Origin of the sequence: Pseudomonas sp. R3-52-08 (assembly GCF_003851745.1) — a bacterium.
Taxonomy (GTDB): Bacteria; Pseudomonadota; Gammaproteobacteria; order Pseudomonadales; family Pseudomonadaceae; genus Aquipseudomonas.
In genome coordinates this window covers 3,871,599-3,890,766 of the sequence record NZ_CP027730.1, presented here as the reverse complement: position 1 = coordinate 3,890,766, position 19,168 = coordinate 3,871,599, and the positions used below count along the sequence as shown (strand labels likewise).

The following is a 19,168-nucleotide window of genomic DNA, read 5'->3' as shown; positions in this document are numbered from 1 at the left end:
CAAAGGTTGAGCTCTATTTAAAATGGAGCAGTACCGATGCGAAAGATCCTCGCCATGGCCGCACTCTTGATTTCCACCTTCGCGCTTGCAGACGACCGTGTAACGGTTTCCGGTATTCATGCAGGCAAGGCTCCTGAAGGATTTATCGCGGTAATGGGCACTGCTCACAACAATACGAATGCCCAGCTGGGTTCTGTATTTGTGAAGTTCAAGCTTTATGACGCGGCCGGGAATGTAATCGGCAATACAGTGGCTCACGCAGCGGACATTGGTCCTGGTGAGAACTGGAAGTTTTCAGCACCTACCACCGCACCATTTGCTCAGGCCAAGCTAAGCAGCATCGATATTTACTGAATTTAGATAGACGCCCGACCCTAGAGTTGGGCTTTTGCTTTGTGGGCCTCGACGCTTGAAAAGGACGAAATAGTGGAAGGCATAAGTCCATCGATTTGGTTTCCCGTAGTTACACTGGTCATCGGTGCCTTTCTAAAAGCTTTTTTTGATTCATGGACGGAAAAAAGACGGGCTGGGTTTGAAAGAGAATCCAGAGTCGAAAAACGCAAAGAACTCATCCTCATGCAGCGGATTGATATTCAACGAAAAGCGCTCGGGGACATACAAATCGCTATTTCGGATTTGATGCGTTGCACCACGGTGCTGCACCTAGCTGAATGCAATATGTACCAAGAAACCGGGAGCTGGGGTGAGAGCGAGTTAACCGAAGACGTGAATGACCGATCTCGCTCTGCCTTCCGTCAAGTTACCCTGACCAAGGTTCGTGTCCGTGACGAGCATGTAAGAGACATGGCAGAAAGGCTGTCAAAGCTTTGCTCTCAGGCCTCATTCGCGATCTCGCATAATGCGGCGGAGGATGCTGTTCTTGATGCTGGAAGTCTTTTCAACGAATTCAATGAGAAGGTTGGGGAGTCTCTTAGGGCCTTGGAGGATGAAGAGCAGGCGTTGCTAGTTTAACAATCTGCGAGTCTGATTCAGCCCTTTCGAATAAATACTGAAGCCCGGCCAAGTGCTGGGCTTTTTGCTTCTTGGAATCAATAAGCCTCGACATGATCGGGGCCTTTCTGTTTTCGGCCCCGCCACACCCTTCGCTCTGAGCAGGGAGTGCCGCCGGGGCTGACCTATTTCAAACATGCCCCACGGAGTCGAGCGCATGGAGTATCTACAGCGCCTGCTCGACAAGATCGACAGGTTCGAATTGCTGATTGCGGGCCTGATTGGGGCTGTCGTTGCGAGCTGGTGGCACAAGGACGACTTGTCCGACTGGCGCGCCTGGATGGTGTTCTTGATCACCGGGGTAGCCTGCTCGCTGTACCTGACGAGCATGGTCAGCGCCTACCTGAATGTCACCGAGCCCAAGATCGTCGCCGGCATCGGATTCTTGCTGGGCACATTCGGCGGTTCCCTCCTGGCAGCAATCAACCGAGCCATCAAAGCCGCTGACCTCTGGGCGCTCATTCGCCAGCGGTTCGGGGGAGGCAATCCACCATGAATCTTGAACTGATCAACTCCATCGCCTGCGGCCTGATCGCCCTATGGGCTGCCTGGTGCGTACTGAGCGGGAAGGTGAGGGACGGCATCCTGGGCAAGCTGATCTATTCGGCCATTGCCATCAGCGGGTTCGTCGTGATGACCCGTAGCCAGAACATCTTCTTTGGCCCGACCAGTGCTGGAGTGACTTTCCATGTCGCACTCTGCATGGCCGGAGTACGGCACATGTTCATGGTCACCTGCTGGTTGCGGGTGAAGGCCTGGCTCTGCCGAACGCTGAACTGCGAGCACTGCCTGCAATGCGACAAGGCACCTGGTGGTGTCGACCGCCGGGGTAAGTAGCAGACACGTTTCACCCACAATCAGCCTGTGCGCAGGCCGGAGGCTATATGAGTACCGAATACCAAGTTCGCCCAGTCACCCGTTATGTCGTGACCCGCTACGAAGCCGCGTCGAATCAAGACGGCTCGCAGGCCGGTGCCGTGTCCAGTGTCATCGGTGAGTTCGCCAATGGGCACATCGCTGATGACGTTGCTAACGGGATGGTCGCCAAGGACATCACCGCCGGGATCAAATCGCAGCGCAGCCGTCACCGCTTGACGCTTGGCGAAGTCATCTCAGGTCGGCGGACCGAGTAACGCAATTCCGCGCCACGTTTTCGAATGCGCCAAATCGTGGCGCGCAATTGGGGAAAGATATGAGTATCTGGACCTGGATCAAGCATTGGGCTGAGCGCCAAGAGCGCAAAGCCTGGCTGAATCGCTACTACTGCGATCAGCGGTGCCCTAAGTGCGATACGTGGCAGGCAAACTGCGGCGGATGGCGTCACGTCGAGCTGGATGGCCCAGCACCGTTCCACGATGTATGTACTTGCGGCAAGTGCGGGCAGAAGACCACTTTGTTCGACTTCGGCATGGGCTACATCGAGGTTGACCCAGTCACCCTGGAGCGTCTTGCATGAGCGACCAGTCAGGCGAGCATGTCCACTACTGGGATGATGGTCGAGGCCGGCGGGAAGTGGCCATCGACGGCCAGCCCGTCACGCATGTGATCTGGTGCGACGCGAAGGCCGGTATCGCTGTTGTAGCCGACCAGCCGCTCAAGTCCACGGACGGCGAGTATGTCGACTTCCATCCTGTGTGGGGTGAGATCACCGTTCTAACCCTGGAGGAATCGTGAGTAACGTCACCCGCCTGCGCCACGCTCTGCCAATGAGCTCGGACATCAACGCCGCAATAACCGCACTCGACAAGGCTATTGCCGATGCCGTGGACGCTGCCAAAGAAGCCGGGCTTCCCCAGGGCTTGCTCGTTGGATTGCTCCACGGGCATGCCCATGCACAAACACATCAGATGGTAACCGTATGACGACCATTGCCTACAAAGACGGCGTGATCGCCTATGACTCCCGCCGAACATGCGATGGAAGGATCATCACTGACAGCGCAGACAAGAAGCGTGAGCGCGATGGGCATGTGTTCTTCGGCTCTGGTTCGACCTCTGACATTCTGAACCTGATGGATGCCTTCTTTGGTGCGAAGATTGAAGGGGAGTGTGATGCTCAGGTGATAGTCGTACACGATGGACGGGTGACAGAGATCATCTGGACTGAGGGCCGACTGTTCAAATACCCGGTAGACCACGAGTACGCAATCGGTAGCGGTTCGGACAACGCCATCACCGCAATGGACATGGGCGCCACTGCTTATCAGGCGGTGGAGATGGCTTCCAAGCGCGACACCAGCACCGGCGGCACAATCCGCACACTGATCATTGACGAGGGTATGGCTGATGCAAAGACCAATACCCCCGGCGTCACTGCTTGAGCTGTCTGACCTATCCGACTTCGGTATCCGCCTGACTCCAGCCCCTGAAGTATGGGAATGGCTCCAAGCCGAGATCCTTACCGACACGGGAACCATTCACAACGAAGACCATGCCCACTTACTGGATGCAGACATCCGGGTCATGTGGGCGTCGTCGAGCTTCAGCAAGCAAGGCCGCACAGTCCTGGGCCAGGCCGAACAGGTAGCGTTCCGTGCCGGTGGCTGGCAGAAAGCCCGCATGGAGCAACAGATGCGTGATTGGTTCGGCGATGTTCCGGCCTTCATCATCACCCTGGCGGCTGACTACTGCGTCCAGTGCAGCGACCTTGAGTTCTGCGCCTTGATCGAACACGAGCTGTATCACCTAGCTCACGCGACCGACAAGTACGGTCAACCAGCATTCACCCAAGACGGTGCACCGAAGATCAAGCTGCAGGGCCACGACGTCGAAGAGTTCGTCGGTGTAGTCCGCCGCTACGGCGCGAGCCCTGACGTTCAAGCTTTGGTGGATGCTGCAAACAGTCCTGCTGAGGTGGGGAAATTGAACATTGCGAGGGCCTGCGGAACCTGTCTGCTCAAGCTGGCTTAATCCTTGACAGCCCTTGACGGAAAACGAATCTATGGCAGCCCTGAAAGACGAGGTGAAGACCTTTATTGTCCAAGCGCTGGCCTGCTTCGACACCCCCAGTCAGGTTTGCCAGGCCGTCAAGGAGCAATACGGCATCGAAGTATCCCGCCAACTGTGTGAGCGATACGACCCCACCAAGTATTCCGGTCGCGACCTCGGGCAGAAGTGGAAGACGTTTTTTGAAGAGTGTCGCAAGCGCTTCAGGGAAGAAACAGTCGATATCCCGATCGCCAACCGCGCCTTCCGCCTTCGCGCCATGAACCGCTTCGTGGAGAGGGCCGAGTCGATGAAGAACATCGGCCTGGCTATGCAGATCCTCGAACAGGCTGCGAAGGAAACTGGCGACATCTACGTCAACCGGGCCAGGAAGGAAGAAGCTGGCGACGAACCGGTGATCCCGACCCGCATCCAGGTCGACGTGGTGGATGCGAGGAAGCCGAATGCCGAGCCTTAACGTTCCGCAGGCTCAGTTCCTCACGCTGCCCCACAAGTTTCGCGCGTTCGTTGCCGGGTTCGGCTCAGGCAAGACCTGGGTGGGATGCTCGGCACTGAGCAAGCATTTCATGGAGTGGCCTGGGGTCAACGCTGGCTACTTCGCACCGACTTATCCGCAGATCCGGGACATCTTCTATCCGACCATGGATGAAGTGGCCTACGACTGGGGGCTGAAGACCAAGATCAACCAGGCGAACCACGAGGTTCACATCTATAGCGGCCGGCAGTATCGCGGCACTGTGATTTGCCGGTCGATGGAGAAGCCGCAGACGATTGTCGGCTTCAAGATCGGCCATGCCCTGGTGGATGAGCTGGACGTGCTGACCGCCGTCAAGGCTCAGCAGGCCTGGCGCAAGATCATTGCCCGGATGCGCTACAACCTGCCCGGGCTGAAAAACGGGGTGGACGTCACCACGACACCGGAAGGCTTCAAGTTCGTCTTCCTGCAGTTCGTGAAGCAGCTGCGCGACAAGCCGTCACTCAAAGAGATGTACGGCCTGGTGCAAGCCAGCACGTTCGATAACGAGCTGAACTTGCCGGATGACTACATTGCATCACTAATGGAGTCGTATCCGCCGCAGTTGATCATGGCCTACCTCAAAGGCCAGTTCGTCAACCTGACGTCCGGCACGATCTACACGGCCTACGACCGCAAGCTGAACGGATGCTTCGACACCGTGCAGTCCGGGGAGCCGCTTTTCATTGGGATGGACTTCAACGTCGGCAAGATGGCGGCGATCACCCACGTCAAGCGCGACCAGGGCCTGCCCAGGGCAGTGGATGAGTTGATCGACGGCTACGACACGCCCGACATGATCCGCCGCATCAAGGAACGCTACTGGCAGCACGACGGCAACGACTTCAAGAAAACCTGCGAAATCAGGGTCTACCCCGATGCCTCGGGCGATTCGCGCAAGTCCGTGAACGCCAGCATCACCGACCTGGCCATGCTCAAACAGGCCGGGTTTACGGTCATCGCTCCAGCGGCTAATCCGCCGGTGAAGGACCGAATCAACGCAATGAACGCCGTCTTCTGCAATGCGCAGGGCGAGCGCCGCTACCTGGTCAACCCGTTCACCTGTCCGACTTACGCCGATGGCCTGGAGCAGCAGGTGTGGGGCACGAATGGGGAGCCAGATAAAACTGCCGGCATCGATCACGCGAACGACGCAGGCGGCTACTTCATCCACCGCGAGTACCCGATCATCAAACCGGTCACCGCTATCAAAATGGGATACGCCCGATGAGCAACGACGTCTCCTTCAAGCGGGCGGAATACACGGCAGTGCTGGACCGCTGGGCGACCGTTCGCGACGTCTGCGCAGGCCAGCACCGGGTTGTCGATCGGCTGCCGTACATCAACGCGCACGACAAATCGCCGGAAAATCAGGACCGGAATCGAGCTTACCGTGAGCGTGCGGTGTTCAAGAACGCCACCGGGCACACCCGAAACGGGCTGCTTGGCCTGGCTTTCCACAAAGACCCGACGCTGACGGTACCGACGAAGCTTGAGTACCTGCAAGACAACGCCAACGGCTCCGGGGTGAGCATTTATCAGCACTCTCAGGGCACGCTGGAAAAGGTGCTCGAGGCTGGGCGGCATGGCCTGTACGTCGACTATCACCAAGATAATGGCATTGGCGGGCACGCGGTGATCCTCACCTACTGTGCCGAGGAGATCATTAATTGGCGCACTGGCATGGTGAACGGACACAGTGTGCTGACGCTGGTAGTGCTGAAGGAATCGCCGGAAATCCCTGATGGCTTCGGCTTCAAGACGGTTGAGCAATACCGGGAGCTGGCCTTGGAGGAAGACGGCTTCGTTTGTCGAGTATGGCGCCGGTCAGGGCCCGAGACTGGCGGGCCACTGGCGGTTGCCGAGGAGTTCCGTCCGAAAGGCGCTGGCGGCCGGCTGAAGGAGATCCCGTTCACCTTCGTCGGCGCGCAGAACAACGACCCGAGCATCGACGAATCGCCGCTTTACGATATCGCCATGATCAACCTGGGCCATTACCGGAACAGCGCTGACTACGAAGACAGCGTGTTCTGGTGTGGGCAGGCTCAGCCGTGGATCAGCGGTCTGGATGAGCAATGGCGCGACTGGATGGAGAAGAACGGCATCTATGTCGGCTCCAGGGCCCCGATGATGCTTCCCGTTGGCGGTGCATTCGGTTATGCGCAGCCCACGCCCAACACGCTGGTCAAGGAGGCCATGGCCGACAAAAACCAGATGATGATCGAGCTGGGCGCCCGTATGGTGGTTGCGTCACTTGCGACCAAGACCGCTACAGAGTCCCGCGGCGATCAGTCAGCATCGACATCAGTTCTTGCCGGGTGCGTGGCGAACGTCAGCGAAGCCTACACACGAGCCATCATGTGGTGCTGCACCTACATGGGAATCACCGACAAGAAGGTCGCCTACCAGGTGAATCAGGAGTTCGTCGAACTCTCGGCTGATCCGCAGATGATCACTGCCTTGGTTGGCTTGTGGCAGAACGGCGGATTCGCCAAGGCTGACTTGCGGGCTTACCTGCGCAAGCTTGGGCTGATCGCACCAGAGCGCACAGACAAACAGATCGACGGCGAGCTGGAAGAGCAGGGCGATGGCCTTGGGCTGGACGACGAGGACAAGATAGATGGCAGCGAACCAAGCGATACTTGACGCGACCATTCGGCACGCCGTTTTCCTCGAAAAGCTCAAAGCTGGGGAGGTGGGCAAGTTCGCTCCCTTCCTCAAGGAGATTGACCGCTCGATCCGTGACCGACTCACCCAGTCGGACCTCACTGAGTACAACGTCAAGCGCCTTGAAGCGTTGCTGAAGGAAGTGGATAGCCTGCTGTTGGGCATCTTCGATCGCTACAGCGCGCAACTGAATCTCGACCTGGTGGATATCGCCAACTACGAGGCAGAGTTCGAGGCGACCAGTCTTGCCAGGTCGGCACCGGTTGGCGTGTCACTGGATGTGGTCGCGCCGACAGCTGCTGCAATCCGCACCGCCGTGCTGACGAATCCGCTCAGTGTGCGCGGTACCGGTGGCGGCAAGCTGTTGAAAGCCTTCATCAAGGGCTGGACCGGCGCCGAACGTGAGCGCGTCACCGGCACCATCCGGCAGGGGTTCTTCGAAGGGCAGACGAACTTCCAGATCATTCGCAACATCCGCGGCACCAAGGCGGCGGGGTACAAGGACGGGATGCTTGCTACCACCAGCCGCAATGCCAGCACGGTCGTACATACCGCGATTCAGCATGTTTCGTCTCAGGCGCGCATGGAGGTGGCCAAGGCCAACACGGATATCGTCGAAGAGATCCAAATGGTGGCGACGCTGGACAGCAAGACCAGCCAGCAATGCCGCTCGATGGATAAGCGCAAGTTTCCCGTGGAGTCCGGCCCCCGGCCGCCGTTTCACCCGAATTGCCGTACCACCTTCATCCTACTGACCAAGCTCAGCGCGATGTTTGCCAAAGGCGCTACGCGGGCTTCTGTTGGTGCCAATGGCGGACAGCAGGTCAACGCTGACCTCGATTACTACCACTGGCTCCAGCAGCAGCCGGCATCGTTCCAGGACGTGGCTATCGGACCTGTACGGGCCAAGCTGTTCCGGGAGGGCGGGTTGACCGTCGAGCGCTTCACTGAGTTGCAGCTTGACCGCAACTTCGCTCCGCTGACCCTGGCGCAGATGAAGAGATTAGAGCCGCTGGCGTTTGAGAAGTCCGGTATCACCTAACTTTGCGAATTGCACGCTACTCGTTGTTCTTCAAAGGTATTGAGCTCATCAAAGAAAAACTTAAAGAGATCATAGTTGGGATTTTTGAGCTCTTTCAATACGGCCGTTTTTTCTTCTTCGGTTTTGGCGGTCATGCGCTGCCTTATGGAGTCACCCGCCATAACCGCAGCCAATCCGAATCGAAGAGGCGCATTAACGGAAAGTTCCTGAGCGGCGGCAATTGCCTTCCCGCCGGATTGGTAGTAGTCATTGATATTGAAATTTGGATTCTCAGAAGTCGTAAGCCACTCAGCATACAGAGCCAGGAAATTGCCGGTTTTGTCCCTAAGGTCATCCTCTCGTTGATCGATTTTCCTGATGCAGCTTTCTGTGGTGGATAGGCGCAAAGCTCGCTCTGCGGAATACCATGTCAGAAACGCGACAAAAATCGCCGCCAGTGCGGCAATGCAAGCTGCGAATATCGCCTCGGGAATGCGGCTTTTTGAGCTTGGCGAGGGTGGATGTCTGTTAGTCATGCGGGTTCCTTTACCGTGAATTGCTCATTAGATCGTAATCAGGCCGACTGATCTTAACGACCTGTATCTGAAAACGAACCCGCTAAGGCGGGTTTTTTATTGCCTGCGAAGTGGGCAAAACATACCCAAGGGGTGCATCACGTGGCAGAAGAAAACGAAATCGACCTGGAAAACCCGGCAATCAAGGCCGCTATCGCGACTGCCGTTGAAGCATCCGTTTCCGGCTTGAAAACCAAGAACTCGGAACTGCTGGGCAAGCTGAAGGAAACCTCCGGCAAGCTGACCCAGTTTGAAACCCAATTCGAAGGCATCGACATTGATGCCGTGAAAGGGTTGCTCAGTCGTGCAGGCCAAGACGAAGAAACCAAGCTTCTGACAGAGGGCAAGGTGGACGAGGTATTCAACAAGCGCACCGAGCGCTTGCGTGGCGAATATGACAAGCAGTTGAAGACCGTCAGCGCGCGCGCAGAGAAGGCCGAGTCCTTCGCCGCCAAGTTCCAAGGCAAAGTCCTGGGCGACGCGGTGCGCAGCGCTGCATTGAAGGCTGGCGCGATTCCTGAAGCTACGGACGACATCATCCTGCGCGCCAAAGGCGTGTTCACCCTGAACGAAGACGGCGAAGCGGTCGCTGTGGATGAGTCCGGCCAGACCATCCTCGGCAAAGACGGCAAGACCCCTCTGACCCCGCTCGAATGGGCGGAATCCCTGCGTGAAAGCGCACCTCACCTGTGGCCAAGGGCTTCAGGGACACAAGCCCCGGGCGGGGGTGGCGGCCAGGCTGCATTCAAGCGCTCCGAAATGACCTCCGAGCAGAAGCGCGACTACCAGCGCAAGCACGGCCAAACCGCATATCTGCAATTGCCCAAGTAAGGGGAAACACCCATGGCGACAACCGTCAACAGCGACCTGATCATCTACAACGATGAGGCGCAAACCGCATACCTGGAGCGCGTCCAGGACAACTTGGATGTGTTCAACGCATCCTCCAACGGCGCCATCGTCCTCGACAACGAAATGATCGAAGGCGATTTCCGCAAGCGAGCGTTCTACAAGCTCGGCGGCGGGCTGGATCACCGCGACGTAAACTCCGAAGCCAAAGTGGTTTCGAAGAAGATCGGCGCCGGTGAAGCTGTTGGTGTGAAGGCACCGTGGAAATACGGCCCGTACCAGACCACCGAAGAAGCGTTCAAGCGTCGCGGCCGTCCAGTTGATGAATTCTCCCAAATCATCGGCGTTGATGTGGCCGACGCTACCCTGGAGGGCTTCATCCACTACGCCACCGCCGCGCTGCGTGCCGCGATCGGCTCCAACGCAGGCATGGTGGTCTCGGCCAACATCGAGACCGACGGCAAGAAAACCCTGACCCGTGGCATGCGCAAATTCGGCGACAAGTTCGGACGCATCGCCCTGTGGGTAATGCACTCGTCCGCCTATTTTGACATCGTGGACGAAGCGATCGCGAACAAGGTCTACGAGGAGGCTGGCGTCGTCATCTACGGCGGTCTGCCTGGCACGCTGGGCAAGCCAGTGCTGGTGACCGACACCGCACCGGCTGACGTGATTTTCGGTCTGTTGCCGAATGCTGTCGTGATTACTGAATCCCAGGCTCCGGGCTTCCGGTCCTACGAGGTGAACGACGAGGAAAACCTCGGTATTGGTTACCGCGCAGAAGGCACAGTAAACATCGACGTGCTGGGCTACAGCTGGAAGGAAACCACTGGCGGTGCCAACCCAACCCTGGCCGCTGTTGGTTCGGCTGCCAACTGGGTCAAGCACTCGGACAGCAACAAGGTCACCGCCGGCGTGATGATCACCCTGACCACCACGCCGCCTGCCGCCGGCTGATACCCACCCCAAGACGCGGCCAGCAATGGCCGCCATGGAGAGAATCATGGAACTCATTTACAGCAACCAACTGGGCGATTTCGACCCGAACAAGCGCTACCGCAATCCTGATCTGTTTCGTGCGGTGGAGCGTGGTGTGACCAAGGTCGTTATCGTGGGCGATTACCCTGAGATCAAAGCCGCGTATGACGCTGCCCAGATTGAGGTCGAGGTGCAGACCCGCAAAACTCCGGTTACGTCCGCCGCCGGTAAGGAAAAGACCGCGAAGGACAAAGTGGCCGCTGGTAAGGAAAAGACCGGTAAAAACGTGCTGACCGGTGGCACCAACGGGACCCTCAAGGATGGCACGAAGGATGAGCCGGTCTACATTCCGAAGCTGGAATCGAACGACCAGTGGATCATCATCACCCGCGACGGTGTACGATTCGGCGAGTTCGTCGGCACTGCCGATGAAGCGAAGGCCGAGGCTGACCGCCTGAACGAAATCAAGGAGTAATCATGCTCATCATCGAGGACGGTACCGGCAAGCCTGACGCCGAAAGCTACGCGAGCGCCGAGGACCTGGCCCTGTATGCCGTGAAATTCGGCACGGTCATCCCGGCGGGCGCTCCCGCGCAAGAGGCGTTGCTGCGCCGGGCCGCCTTGGTGATGGATGGCATGACCTGGAAGGGTCGCAAGTCGAATAGCGATCAGGCCCTGTCCTGGCCGCGCCGAGAAGTGCTGCTGGATCACGAGATCAAGCCGAACAACTACTTGCCCGCGCGCATTCAGTACGGGCAGATGGCGCTGGCCGCCGAGATACATCAGGACGACATCGACCCAATCGACAAGCGCAAGGGTGCTGTGACACTTGAGCGCATCGAGGGCGCGGTCACTCGCGAGTACGCGACGATCTCCAATACAAGCAATCGGCTATTGCCTGCTGCACCGGACCGGCCGAGCGCAACTCAGTTTGCCGACTACCTACAGAAGCGCGGACTGTTCGCTGTTCGGGCATAATTCGGCATCTTTATTTTTGGGCGCGCTTTGCCGCTAAAGAGGCTGCTGAATGAAAGTGTCTGAGCTAATAGAGCTGCTGAAAGCTATGCCCCAGGACCTTGAGGTAGTTGTAGTGCACGACTACTGCTACCACTGGCGCGTGAATGTGTCTTCTGTAGAAACGTTGGATGTTCGACGTGACGGATCTCTTTTTGAGACAGAGGATTCGGAGTTTGACGCTAAGGTGGTTTCAATCACTTAGCTTGTTATTTGCTACCCAAGCCCAGCCATCGCGCTGGGTTTTTCATTCCTGGAGCCACCATGGCCTTTTACGACGAAATGGCCGTGATGGCTCTGGAGATGATCACAGAGTTCGGCCAGCCCGTGAACATCAGCAAGACGGAGCAGGGCGAGTACGACCCGGAGACGGGAGGCGAAGCGCCGGGGGCAACTGTCGAGCAGATTGCTCAGGGCATCCTGCTCGACTTCACCGGCCAAGAATTTCAGAACAACAGCCTCATCAAGCAGGGCGACAAGAAGCTCAAGATCGCCGCGCAGGGATTGGCCTGGGTACCGGGTCTGCTCGACAAAGTAGTGGCCCAGGGCCGGACCTGGTCAATCGTACCTCCTCTGAAAGAGATCAACCCCGCCGGCACACCGATCCTGTACGAGCTGCAGGTACGGTCGTGAGCCGCGCAGGCGCCGGACAATCCGGCAGCTTCGCCCTGAGCCTGGCCGAGTTCGCCGCCCAGACCAGCGAAGCCATTGACGCAAGTGTGCGCGAAATCATCATCGAGGTCGGCAGCAGCCTGATCCGGATGTCACCCGTGGGTAACCCGGAGATCTGGGCGCAGAACGCTGTGGCGACCCAGTACAACAAGGCGGTCGACGACCACAACAGCGCGCTGCGCAGTGATTCGGCCAATCTAACTAAGGGCGGCAGGCTTAAGAAAGGCCGCAAGCTCAACGACGGCATGGACGTCAGAGCGCCTGAGGGCTACGTCGGCGGCCGGTTCCGAGCGAACTGGCACATATCGCTCGGTGTGGTAGAGAGCGTCATATTTGACGAGGTGGACCCAAGCGGCGTCGAAACCACTGCCGCACTGGTGGCCGCAATGAGCGACTTCACCGCCGGCCAGATGGCCTACATCATCAACAATTTGCCCTACGCGATCCCGCTGGAGTTCGGTCATTCCACCCAGGCTCCCGGCGGTATGGTCCGGGTAACCGTGGCTCGCTTCCAGCAGATCGTGCTGGAGGCCATCAGGAACAATCAGGTATGAGCCACAAGTTAATCCGCGCTTTGCTGGAATCGCGCCTGAAGGCCTGGGCATCCGCCCGAATGCCTGCGTTGCGCATCGCCTACCAGAACGTGCCATTCACCCCGAACAGCGGCGAAACGTACCTCAGGGCGTTTCTTCTACCAGCCGGAACCGACAGCAACGACTTGGCCGGCGAGCATCGGCTCTACACTGGTCTATTTCAAATCACCATCGTAACGCCGACAGGCAATGGTCCTGGCGGTGCCGAGACGATCGCCGATGAACTTGCCGCGCTGTACCCGTTGAACGATCGTCTAATCCGTGACGAGCTAACGGCTTTGATAATGACTCCTGTTGAGCCAGGCCCCGAGCAGACTGAGGACACAGCCTTCACCCTGCCGGTGTCCTTCCAATACCGCGCCGAAACCTACTGAGCCCCTAGAGTACAATCCCATCACAGATTGGTAGGGCGGACCCGTGATGGAAGAAAATAGGAAGCAACGTCTTCAGTATTTGAGCGAGTTGGTAGATGACCACTGCTATCGGAATCGTGATGAAATTAGCGAGAGCGACAGGTGCCTTTGTACTGGCTGCGGCGCATGGCTGAAACCTGAAGAGATCATCAAGTGGTACGAGGATCGGCATGCTTGCTGCCCCATTTGCGGGCTCACCGGCGTCGTCGTCGGTTCAAAGTCTGGAATCCCTCTAGACGAGGTTCGCAGCAATATGGAACTTGAATAGCACCAAACAAATTCGCCCGTTGGGCAACTCCGGAACCCGCCATTGAGCGGGTTTTGTCATTTCTGCACAGAGGAAAACCCATGTCTGTTTATTTCCCCAACGGGGCAACACTTTCGATTTCCAGCGGATTCGCTGCCGCCAAGCTGATTTCTTCAATCAGTAACGCGAACCCGGGTGTCGCTACCAGCGCGGCGAACGGTTTTGCCAATGGCGATATTCTGCTCGTCACCTCCGGCTGGGAGGACATCAACGAGCGCGCCGTGCGTGTATCCAACGCCGCCGCCGGCGCATTTACCCTAGAGGGCATCGACACATCCAATGTTGCTTTCTTCCCGGACGGGATCAGCGGCGGCACCGCCAAGAAAGTTACCGGCTGGGTAGCCGTCAACCAAGTGATCGGCAACTCCATGTCCGGTGGCGAGCAGCAGTACTGGACTTATGCGCCGCTCGAGGCTCGTCGCGACAAGCAGATCCCAACCACCAAAAACGCACAGGCTTTCGCCTTCCAATTGGCTGACGATGACAGCCTGGCTTGGTACGAAGAGCTCGATAAGGCTGACCGCGAGAAGGAAGTCCGCATCCTGCGTATGTCGCTGCCCAACGGCAAAACGATCTACTACGCTGGCTACGCATCGTTCAACAAGACGCCGACGCTGGTTCGTAACGAAGGCGCTGCTGTCTCCTTCGGGTTCACCATCAACGCGGAAATCACTGCGTATCGCGCGCCTGTTGCTGCAGGCGGCGGAGCTTAATCATGGCGAAATTCAAGATTGCCCAGGCGCCGACGTTTCTGGGTGCGGTGATGATCCCCGTGGTTGGCCAGGAGCCAGTGAAGGTTGAATTCACGTTCAAGTATCGAAACCGTATCGAATTGGCAGCCCTGTTCGATGAGTGGAATCAGCGGCGCAAGGACGGCCAAGAGCGCTTTGGTGAAAAGCCGACGGTATCGGAAATTATTGCCGTGGATACCGAAAACCAGATGCAGCAGATCAAGGATCTGGTCGTTGGCTGGGAGTTCGACGACAAGTTCGATGACGAGAGCATCAAGGCTTTGGTGACTTCGTGTCATGGGACGACCGAGGCCGTCGTGGATGCGTACCAGGCAGCTTTCGCCAAGGCTCGCACGGGAAACTGATCCGCGCCGCCCGCGCCCTGTATGAGCCCCCCCCGGATGCCGAGCAGATCGCGGCTTTCGGCTGGGACGCAGAGGACATGGAAGAAGAGTTCGAGGTTTGGCCGTGCCTCTGGTCTGCCTTCCTCCTATTCAACCGGATGTCCACCCAGTGGCGAGCAGGCGCCGGCGGCGCGATTGGCCTCGACTACAGCAGCATCCGCGACGTGGCCGGTTTTCTCGGCATCAAGAAAAAGAAACTCGCTGACATCTTCCCTGACCTTCAGGTCCTGGAAGGCGAAGCCCTGCGCGTTATGGCGGAGGAAAGGGAAAACAGCCCGTAACCACGGGCACTTATTCAAGGTGAGTCGATGAACATTGCAGAACTCGGCGTCAAGATCGACTCGGCCGATGCAATCCAGGCGAAAACGAGCCTGGATGAAATGGCGAAGGCTGGCGGCCGGGCCGAGCAGTCCGCCGTTTCGCTGATGAACGAAATGCAGGCCCTGGAAAAGTCGCTGTCCACCAGCGCCAAAACCACCCAGGACCTTGCAAAGCAGCGTGATGCTCTCGCCAAGCTGACCAAGACTGGTGCCTATGGCGAGGCCGAGGCGGCGAAGATCTCGGCACAGCTCGACAAGCAGCAGGTGGCCTTGGCCAAGTCTGCTATGGATGAGCAGAAGGCCTTGAACAGCCTGCTGGGTGCGATTGACCCGGCCCGCGCGGCGCTGGCAAAGCTGGACAACCAAGTCGAGCAGCTCGGCAAGCACCTCGACGAGGGCCGAATCAGCCAGGACCAGTACAACAACGCGCTGGGTAAGATCGACAAGGACTACGCAAAGCTCGAAAAAACCGCCACTGGTTTCGACAAGCTGCGCCTCGGTACCCGCCAGGCTCAGGAAAACGTTGTGCAGTTGGGTAACGCGCTTTCCTCTGGTGACTGGGGAAGCGGCGTTCGTGCCGTAGCGCAGTTGGGCGCTGGCGCTGGCGCTGGTGCGGCTGGTCTGCTCACCATCCTGGCGCCGCTGGCCCTGGCCACCGCCGCCGTGGGAGGCTTGGCCGTCGCCTACTACAAGGGCAGCGAAGAGCAGGACCGCTACAACAAGTCACTGATCCTTACTGGCAACTATGCCGGCGTGAGTGCTGGGCAGCTGGGCGACATGGCGCGGCAGGTCAGCGCTATCGTAGGCACCACTGGCCAGGCGGCCGCAGTCTTAGCGCTGCTGGCAGACAATGGCAAGATCGCCGGCGAAAGCTTTACTGGCATCACCCAGGCCGCAGTGTCGATGCAGGAAGCCACGGGCAAAGCGGTGGGCGAGACGGTTGCCGAGTTTGTGAAGCTCGCCGATGACCCAGTTCAGGCCTCGGCAGCGCTGAATGAGCAGTATCACTACCTCACTGCTTCGGTTTACTCGCAGATCGCCGCACTGGAAGAGCAGGGCGACCACGCGGGGGCCGTGAAGCTTGCGACCGAGTCCTACGCCGACGCCATCAACGAGCGCACTCCAAAGATTCTGGAGAATCTGAGCTTCTGGGAGAAGGCATATAACGCTGTCGCCCAAGCTGCGGACGGCCTGAAAAACGCCGGCCGCCGCGACATCAACTCGGACATCGAGAATGCTCGCGCTGGCCTGGCTGAAGCTCAGGGCATGGATGGCCTGTTCCAAAGCCAAAAGTCAAAGGACGCTTTGATTGAGTTCAGGCAAAACCGCCTGAACATGCTGGAGGACGAAAAGGCAGCTCAGGCAGACATCGCCAAGTGGGAGGGCGAGCAGGCCAAGGCCCAGGGAGCGGCTGTCACGGCAATGACGAAGGTTGATGCGCTGACCAAGTCGTCGTTGACCAATGAGCAAAAGCGGACGAAGGAGATTGAAGACTATAAGCAGCAACTCGCGGATATCCGGAAGGTTGCGCCAAACGATCCCCGTCTCCAGCAGGACGTTGTCGATAAAAACATCTCCAACATCAACGCCAAGTTCAAGGATCCCAAGGCCGCCGGTACACAGGTCGACCTGACTGCTTTCAATGACGCCAAGAACGAATTGGCCGCAATCACCGACACCTACAAAAACTACCAGAAGGAACTGGAGGCGGCTCAAAAGGCAGGGCTGCTGTCCGAGGAAGACTATCTGCTTCGACGCCAGGCGCTGATCGGCAACCAGCTCGACCAGACCACGGCGGCTTACGAGGCGGAGATTGCCGCGCTGGAAGCCGCCAAAGTCAAGAAGACCACATCAGCCGCGCAAAGCATCCAGCTCGACCAGAAGATCGCCGACGCGCGTGCTGGCATGGTCAAGGCGCAGAAGGACGCGGACAGCCAGCTTGAAGTGCTCGCCTCCAACGAGACCGGGCGCCTTGCTAAGCAAGAGCGTTCGATCAGTTCCTACGTACAGGCGCTCGGGCAGCAGCAGCGGGCGTTGGAACTGGCAGGCCAGCGCGCAGTGCTCGGCGTCGGCCAGGGTGACCGACAGAACGCACTGAGCGGGCAGTTGAACAGCCAGCAAGACAGGTTTGCTCAACAGTCACTTGAGTTGGAAAACCAGCGCTCCGACCCGTCGCGAAACATGTCGGAGGAAGAGTTCAAGCGGAAATCACAAGCGCTCGCAGACGCGAACAAGGCCGCAACTGACCAGATCCGGCAGAACTACGCTGATGTGGAGAATGCCCAGGGCGACTGGACGAAGGGCGCAACCGCCGCATGGGAAAACTATCTGGACTCGGCGAAGGATATCGCCGGCCAGACCAAGAGCCTGTTCGGGAACGCCTTCAGCTCCATGGAGGACTCTATCGTCAACTTTGCCATGACCGGCAAGGCGTCGTTCTCGGACTTCGCCAAATCGATCCTGGCCGACATGGCGCGCATTGCTACCCGCCAGGCCAGCTCGGCATTGCTGGGTAGTCTGGTGGGCGCTGCAGCGAGCTACTTCGGCGGCAGCGCTGCTGGCGGCGGCAATGGGCTGGCAGCGGGATCTGCCGGGGCAACGTCCTCGAACTTGGGCGCGTCCTCGGCCGGCTACTCGAGCACGTATTTCCCGCAAGCGAAGGGTGGTGCTTGGTCGGGCGGCGTGCAGATGTTCGCCGACGGCGGCGCTTTTACTAACTCAATCGTGAGCAAGCCCACGGCGTTCGGCATGGCCAACGGCAAAACCGGTGTCATGGGCGAGGCGGGGGAAGAGGCGATCATGCCGTTGACCCGGACTTCCAGCGGTAAGTTGGGGGTGATGGCGATGGGCGGCGGTGGTGCTGGCGCAACGCAGATCAATGTCGAGGTGCATATCGATGGCGACGGAAACGCGTCGTCCACCGCTGACGCGCCTGGCTATGACCTGTTCGGCAAGGAGCTGGCGACGTTCGTGGAGCAGAAATATCAGGAGCTGCGCTCCAAGGACATGCGCCAAGGCGGCGTCATCAACAAGGCAATCAAGGGGCGATGATGGCTATCGAACGATTTACCTGGGCCACGGAGAAGGGCGCGGAAGGGAATATTACCCAACGCGTTCGCTCCAAGCAGTTCGGCGATGGATATGAGCAGTCGGTCGAGGATGGATTGAACAACCGATCGCAATCGTGGCCGGTGACGTTTACCGGTCTGAAGCCGCGCATCAAGGACATCATGGCTTTCCTCGATCGGCACAAAGGGGCGAATGGCTTCCTCTGGGAGCCGCCGCTCGGCGAACTCGGCCTTTACAAGTGCAACGGCTACAAGCCAGTCCACAGAGGCGGCCAGGTCTACGCCATCACCGCGACCTTCCAGCAAACCTTTCATCCCTGAGTAACCGCACATGGCACTGATCACGGACATCCAGAAACTGGAGCCCGGCGGCGAGATTCGCCTGTTCGAAATCGACGGGACCGAATACGGCGCCGATTACCTGCGCTTCCACGGTCACGCAATCCCGTACACGCCCGAGGAGCTACTGGCCTACGAGCATTCGGAAGCGGACCTGCCCGCCAAGTCTATTTGGTGGCAGGGCGCCGAGTACGCAGCCTGGCCTGTGCAGATCGATGGCATCTCATCGAGCAGCGACGGGACCGCCTCCCGGCCAACTTTCGCTGCGGGCAATATCAATGGGCGCGTCACGGCGCTGTGCCTGGCTTTCGAGGACCTGCTGAAGTTCAAGCTGACAGTTCGCGAGACGATGGCCAAGTACTTGGATGCAGTGAACTTCCCCGAGGGCAACCCGACTGCTGACCCGACCCAGGAAGCGCTGGAAATCTGGTACATCGACCAGAAAACCAGCGAAGACGGGGAGGCTGTTGTCTGGGAGCTCTCTTCACCTGGCGAGATCGACAACCACGGACTTCCCGGTCGGCAGATGACCACGTTCTGCCACTGGGCCATGTCAGGTGGATACAGAGGCCCTGATTGTAACTATACCGGCGCTGCCATGTTCGACGACGAGGACAACCCAACGGACGACCCAGCTCTGGACCAGTGCAAGGGCTGCTTGTCTTCATGCAAGGTGCGTTTTGGTGAAGACAACGAGCTCTCCCACGGCGGATTCCCCGCCGTCAGCTTGATAGCGAGGAGCTGACC

The 19,168-nt window shown here is 58.6% G+C and carries 28 protein-coding genes; 27 read left to right on the top strand and 1 reads right to left on the bottom strand.

Annotation, left to right across the window (positions count from 1 at the left end; translation table 11 throughout):
* The first annotated feature begins 36 nt into the window (after positions 1–36).
* From C4J91_RS17770 to C4J91_RS17705, 14 genes are all read left to right on the top strand, one after another.
* The gene (locus tag C4J91_RS17770) at positions 37–354 is read left to right on the top strand and encodes an FxLYD domain-containing protein (RefSeq protein ID WP_124363539.1); all 318 of its coding nucleotides are present in this window, start codon (positions 37–39) and stop codon (positions 352–354) included.
* Positions 355–426: 72 nt separating this feature from the next.
* Complete coding sequence (locus C4J91_RS17765; RefSeq protein ID WP_124363538.1) at positions 427–972, top strand: hypothetical protein; 546 nt, start codon at positions 427–429, stop codon at positions 970–972.
* A gap of 196 nt (positions 973–1,168) precedes the next feature.
* Positions 1,169–1,507, top strand: a complete 339-nt coding sequence (locus C4J91_RS17760) for a hypothetical protein (RefSeq protein ID WP_010211438.1) — start codon at positions 1,169–1,171, stop codon at positions 1,505–1,507.
* Positions 1,504–1,848 (top strand): hypothetical protein, encoded by a 345-nt coding sequence (locus C4J91_RS17755; protein ID WP_124363537.1) that lies wholly within the window; start codon positions 1,504–1,506, stop codon positions 1,846–1,848. Before C4J91_RS17760 ends, C4J91_RS17755 begins: the two co-directional genes overlap by 4 nt.
* A 47-nt stretch (positions 1,849–1,895) precedes the next feature.
* A complete protein-coding gene (locus tag C4J91_RS17750) occupies positions 1,896–2,144 on the top strand; it encodes a hypothetical protein (RefSeq protein ID WP_124363536.1) in 249 nt (82 codons plus the stop codon).
* 59 nt (positions 2,145–2,203) lie between these two features.
* Positions 2,204–2,467, top strand: coding sequence for a hypothetical protein (locus C4J91_RS17745; RefSeq protein WP_124363535.1), 264 nt, complete (start codon positions 2,204–2,206; stop codon positions 2,465–2,467).
* Positions 2,464–2,685, top strand: a complete 222-nt coding sequence (locus C4J91_RS17740; protein ID WP_124363534.1) for a hypothetical protein — start codon at positions 2,464–2,466, stop codon at positions 2,683–2,685. The genes C4J91_RS17745 and C4J91_RS17740 overlap by 4 nt, the downstream gene beginning before the upstream one ends.
* Entirely contained in the window at positions 2,682–2,873 is a 192-nt protein-coding gene (locus tag C4J91_RS17735; RefSeq protein ID WP_124363533.1) for a hypothetical protein, read from the top strand. Before C4J91_RS17740 ends, C4J91_RS17735 begins: the two co-directional genes overlap by 4 nt.
* Positions 2,870–3,331, top strand: a complete 462-nt coding sequence (locus C4J91_RS17730; RefSeq protein WP_124363532.1) for a proteasome subunit beta — start codon at positions 2,870–2,872, stop codon at positions 3,329–3,331. The genes C4J91_RS17735 and C4J91_RS17730 overlap by 4 nt, the downstream gene beginning before the upstream one ends.
* Positions 3,297–3,920: a putative metallopeptidase gene (locus C4J91_RS17725; RefSeq protein ID WP_124363531.1), complete on the top strand. Its 624-nt coding sequence runs from the start codon at positions 3,297–3,299 to the stop codon at positions 3,918–3,920. The genes C4J91_RS17730 and C4J91_RS17725 overlap by 35 nt, the downstream gene beginning before the upstream one ends.
* Before the next feature lie 31 nt (positions 3,921–3,951).
* On the top strand, positions 3,952–4,413 hold the full coding sequence (locus tag C4J91_RS17720) for a DUF2280 domain-containing protein (protein WP_124363530.1): 462 nt from the start codon (positions 3,952–3,954) through the stop codon (positions 4,411–4,413).
* Positions 4,400–5,701, top strand: a complete 1,302-nt coding sequence (locus tag C4J91_RS17715) for a terminase large subunit domain-containing protein (protein ID WP_124363529.1) — start codon at positions 4,400–4,402, stop codon at positions 5,699–5,701. Before C4J91_RS17720 ends, C4J91_RS17715 begins: the two co-directional genes overlap by 14 nt.
* Complete coding sequence (locus tag C4J91_RS17710) at positions 5,698–7,116, top strand: DUF4055 domain-containing protein (protein WP_124363528.1); 1,419 nt, start codon at positions 5,698–5,700, stop codon at positions 7,114–7,116. The genes C4J91_RS17715 and C4J91_RS17710 overlap by 4 nt, the downstream gene beginning before the upstream one ends.
* Positions 7,091–8,179 carry a minor capsid protein gene (locus tag C4J91_RS17705; protein WP_124363527.1) on the top strand — a complete coding sequence of 363 codons (1,089 nt, stop codon included), beginning with the start codon at positions 7,091–7,093 and terminating at the stop codon, positions 8,177–8,179. The genes C4J91_RS17710 and C4J91_RS17705 overlap by 26 nt, the downstream gene beginning before the upstream one ends.
* On the opposite strand, the gene C4J91_RS17700 is transcribed toward C4J91_RS17705, so the two are convergent.
* Positions 8,176–8,694 (bottom strand): hypothetical protein, encoded by a 519-nt coding sequence (locus tag C4J91_RS17700; RefSeq protein ID WP_124363526.1) that lies wholly within the window; start codon positions 8,692–8,694, stop codon positions 8,176–8,178. The two genes, C4J91_RS17705 and C4J91_RS17700, sit on opposite strands and share 4 nt — an antisense overlap.
* A gap of 141 nt (positions 8,695–8,835) precedes the next feature.
* Here C4J91_RS17700 and C4J91_RS17695 point away from each other — a divergent pair, with 141 nt between their 5' ends.
* From C4J91_RS17695 to C4J91_RS17630, 13 genes are all read left to right on the top strand, one after another.
* Positions 8,836–9,564 (top strand): hypothetical protein, encoded by a 729-nt coding sequence (locus C4J91_RS17695; RefSeq protein WP_124363525.1) that lies wholly within the window; start codon positions 8,836–8,838, stop codon positions 9,562–9,564.
* Between the two features lie 12 nt (positions 9,565–9,576).
* Entirely contained in the window at positions 9,577–10,539 is a 963-nt protein-coding gene (locus C4J91_RS17690) for a major capsid protein (protein ID WP_065950825.1), read from the top strand.
* Positions 10,540–10,585: 46 nt separating this feature from the next.
* Complete coding sequence (locus C4J91_RS17685) at positions 10,586–11,035, top strand: CTP synthase (RefSeq protein WP_256681603.1); 450 nt, start codon at positions 10,586–10,588, stop codon at positions 11,033–11,035.
* Entirely contained in the window at positions 11,035–11,538 is a 504-nt protein-coding gene (locus tag C4J91_RS17680; RefSeq protein ID WP_164484585.1) for a DnaT-like ssDNA-binding protein, read from the top strand. The genes C4J91_RS17685 and C4J91_RS17680 overlap by 1 nt, the downstream gene beginning before the upstream one ends.
* 300 nt (positions 11,539–11,838) lie before the next feature.
* Positions 11,839–12,207: a hypothetical protein gene (locus C4J91_RS17675; RefSeq protein ID WP_124363522.1), complete on the top strand. Its 369-nt coding sequence runs from the start codon at positions 11,839–11,841 to the stop codon at positions 12,205–12,207.
* Positions 12,204–12,800 (top strand): hypothetical protein, encoded by a 597-nt coding sequence (locus tag C4J91_RS17670; protein ID WP_124363521.1) that lies wholly within the window; start codon positions 12,204–12,206, stop codon positions 12,798–12,800. The genes C4J91_RS17675 and C4J91_RS17670 overlap by 4 nt, the downstream gene beginning before the upstream one ends.
* Positions 12,797–13,213: a DUF4128 domain-containing protein gene (locus C4J91_RS17665; RefSeq protein WP_124363520.1), complete on the top strand. Its 417-nt coding sequence runs from the start codon at positions 12,797–12,799 to the stop codon at positions 13,211–13,213. Before C4J91_RS17670 ends, C4J91_RS17665 begins: the two co-directional genes overlap by 4 nt.
* Positions 13,214–13,600: 387 nt before the next feature.
* Positions 13,601–14,272: a phage tail tube protein gene (locus C4J91_RS17655; RefSeq protein WP_124363519.1), complete on the top strand. Its 672-nt coding sequence runs from the start codon at positions 13,601–13,603 to the stop codon at positions 14,270–14,272.
* A gap of 2 nt (positions 14,273–14,274) precedes the next feature.
* The gene (locus C4J91_RS17650; protein WP_124363518.1) at positions 14,275–14,655 is read left to right on the top strand and encodes a phage tail assembly chaperone; all 381 of its coding nucleotides are present in this window, start codon (positions 14,275–14,277) and stop codon (positions 14,653–14,655) included.
* A 77-nt stretch (positions 14,656–14,732) separates the two neighbouring features.
* Complete coding sequence (locus tag C4J91_RS17645; RefSeq protein ID WP_124363517.1) at positions 14,733–14,975, top strand: DUF1799 domain-containing protein; 243 nt, start codon at positions 14,733–14,735, stop codon at positions 14,973–14,975.
* 27 nt (positions 14,976–15,002) lie between these two features.
* Positions 15,003–18,065, top strand: a complete 3,063-nt coding sequence (locus C4J91_RS17640) for a phage tail tape measure protein (RefSeq protein ID WP_124363516.1) — start codon at positions 15,003–15,005, stop codon at positions 18,063–18,065.
* On the top strand, positions 18,065–18,403 hold the full coding sequence (locus C4J91_RS17635; RefSeq protein WP_124363515.1) for a phage tail protein: 339 nt from the start codon (positions 18,065–18,067) through the stop codon (positions 18,401–18,403). The genes C4J91_RS17640 and C4J91_RS17635 overlap by 1 nt, the downstream gene beginning before the upstream one ends.
* 10 nt (positions 18,404–18,413) lie before the next feature.
* On the top strand, positions 18,414–19,166 hold the full coding sequence (locus tag C4J91_RS17630; protein ID WP_124363514.1) for a phage minor tail protein L: 753 nt from the start codon (positions 18,414–18,416) through the stop codon (positions 19,164–19,166).
* The last annotated feature ends 2 nt before the right edge of the window (positions 19,167–19,168 follow it).

What these genes read in the sequence shown, in the direction of transcription:
- C4J91_RS17675 (WP_124363522.1), top strand. Translation starts at nt 11,839, where the DNA reads ATGGCCTTTTACGACGAAATGGCCGTGATGGCTCTGGAGATGATCACA.
- C4J91_RS17715 (WP_124363529.1), top strand. Translation starts at nt 4,400, where the DNA reads ATGCCGAGCCTTAACGTTCCGCAGGCTCAGTTCCTCACGCTGCCCCAC.
- C4J91_RS17755 (WP_124363537.1), top strand. Translation starts at nt 1,504, where the DNA reads ATGAATCTTGAACTGATCAACTCCATCGCCTGCGGCCTGATCGCCCTA.
- C4J91_RS17740 (WP_124363534.1), top strand. Translation starts at nt 2,464, where the DNA reads ATGAGCGACCAGTCAGGCGAGCATGTCCACTACTGGGATGATGGTCGA.
- C4J91_RS17665 (WP_124363520.1), top strand. Translation starts at nt 12,797, where the DNA reads ATGAGCCACAAGTTAATCCGCGCTTTGCTGGAATCGCGCCTGAAGGCC.
- C4J91_RS17725 (WP_124363531.1), top strand. Translation starts at nt 3,297, where the DNA reads ATGCAAAGACCAATACCCCCGGCGTCACTGCTTGAGCTGTCTGACCTA.
- C4J91_RS17640 (WP_124363516.1), top strand. Translation starts at nt 15,003, where the DNA reads ATGAACATTGCAGAACTCGGCGTCAAGATCGACTCGGCCGATGCAATC.
- C4J91_RS17730 (WP_124363532.1), top strand. Translation starts at nt 2,870, where the DNA reads ATGACGACCATTGCCTACAAAGACGGCGTGATCGCCTATGACTCCCGC.
- C4J91_RS17745 (WP_124363535.1), top strand. Translation starts at nt 2,204, where the DNA reads ATGAGTATCTGGACCTGGATCAAGCATTGGGCTGAGCGCCAAGAGCGC.
- C4J91_RS17770 (WP_124363539.1), top strand. Translation starts at nt 37, where the DNA reads ATGCGAAAGATCCTCGCCATGGCCGCACTCTTGATTTCCACCTTCGCG.
- C4J91_RS17710 (WP_124363528.1), top strand. Translation starts at nt 5,698, where the DNA reads ATGAGCAACGACGTCTCCTTCAAGCGGGCGGAATACACGGCAGTGCTG.
- C4J91_RS17655 (WP_124363519.1), top strand. Translation starts at nt 13,601, where the DNA reads ATGTCTGTTTATTTCCCCAACGGGGCAACACTTTCGATTTCCAGCGGA.
- C4J91_RS17720 (WP_124363530.1), top strand. Translation starts at nt 3,952, where the DNA reads ATGGCAGCCCTGAAAGACGAGGTGAAGACCTTTATTGTCCAAGCGCTG.
- C4J91_RS17635 (WP_124363515.1), top strand. Translation starts at nt 18,065, where the DNA reads ATGGCTATCGAACGATTTACCTGGGCCACGGAGAAGGGCGCGGAAGGG.
- C4J91_RS17645 (WP_124363517.1), top strand. Translation starts at nt 14,733, where the DNA reads ATGGAAGAAGAGTTCGAGGTTTGGCCGTGCCTCTGGTCTGCCTTCCTC.
- C4J91_RS17650 (WP_124363518.1), top strand. Translation starts at nt 14,275, where the DNA reads ATGGCGAAATTCAAGATTGCCCAGGCGCCGACGTTTCTGGGTGCGGTG.
- C4J91_RS17760 (WP_010211438.1), top strand. Translation starts at nt 1,169, where the DNA reads ATGGAGTATCTACAGCGCCTGCTCGACAAGATCGACAGGTTCGAATTG.
- C4J91_RS17685 (WP_256681603.1), top strand. Translation starts at nt 10,586, where the DNA reads ATGGAACTCATTTACAGCAACCAACTGGGCGATTTCGACCCGAACAAG.
- C4J91_RS17630 (WP_124363514.1), top strand. Translation starts at nt 18,414, where the DNA reads ATGGCACTGATCACGGACATCCAGAAACTGGAGCCCGGCGGCGAGATT.
- C4J91_RS17690 (WP_065950825.1), top strand. Translation starts at nt 9,577, where the DNA reads ATGGCGACAACCGTCAACAGCGACCTGATCATCTACAACGATGAGGCG.
- C4J91_RS17705 (WP_124363527.1), top strand. Translation starts at nt 7,091, where the DNA reads ATGGCAGCGAACCAAGCGATACTTGACGCGACCATTCGGCACGCCGTT.
- C4J91_RS17700 (WP_124363526.1), bottom strand. Translation starts at nt 8,694, where the DNA reads ATGACTAACAGACATCCACCCTCGCCAAGCTCAAAAAGCCGCATTCCC.
- C4J91_RS17750 (WP_124363536.1), top strand. Translation starts at nt 1,896, where the DNA reads ATGAGTACCGAATACCAAGTTCGCCCAGTCACCCGTTATGTCGTGACC.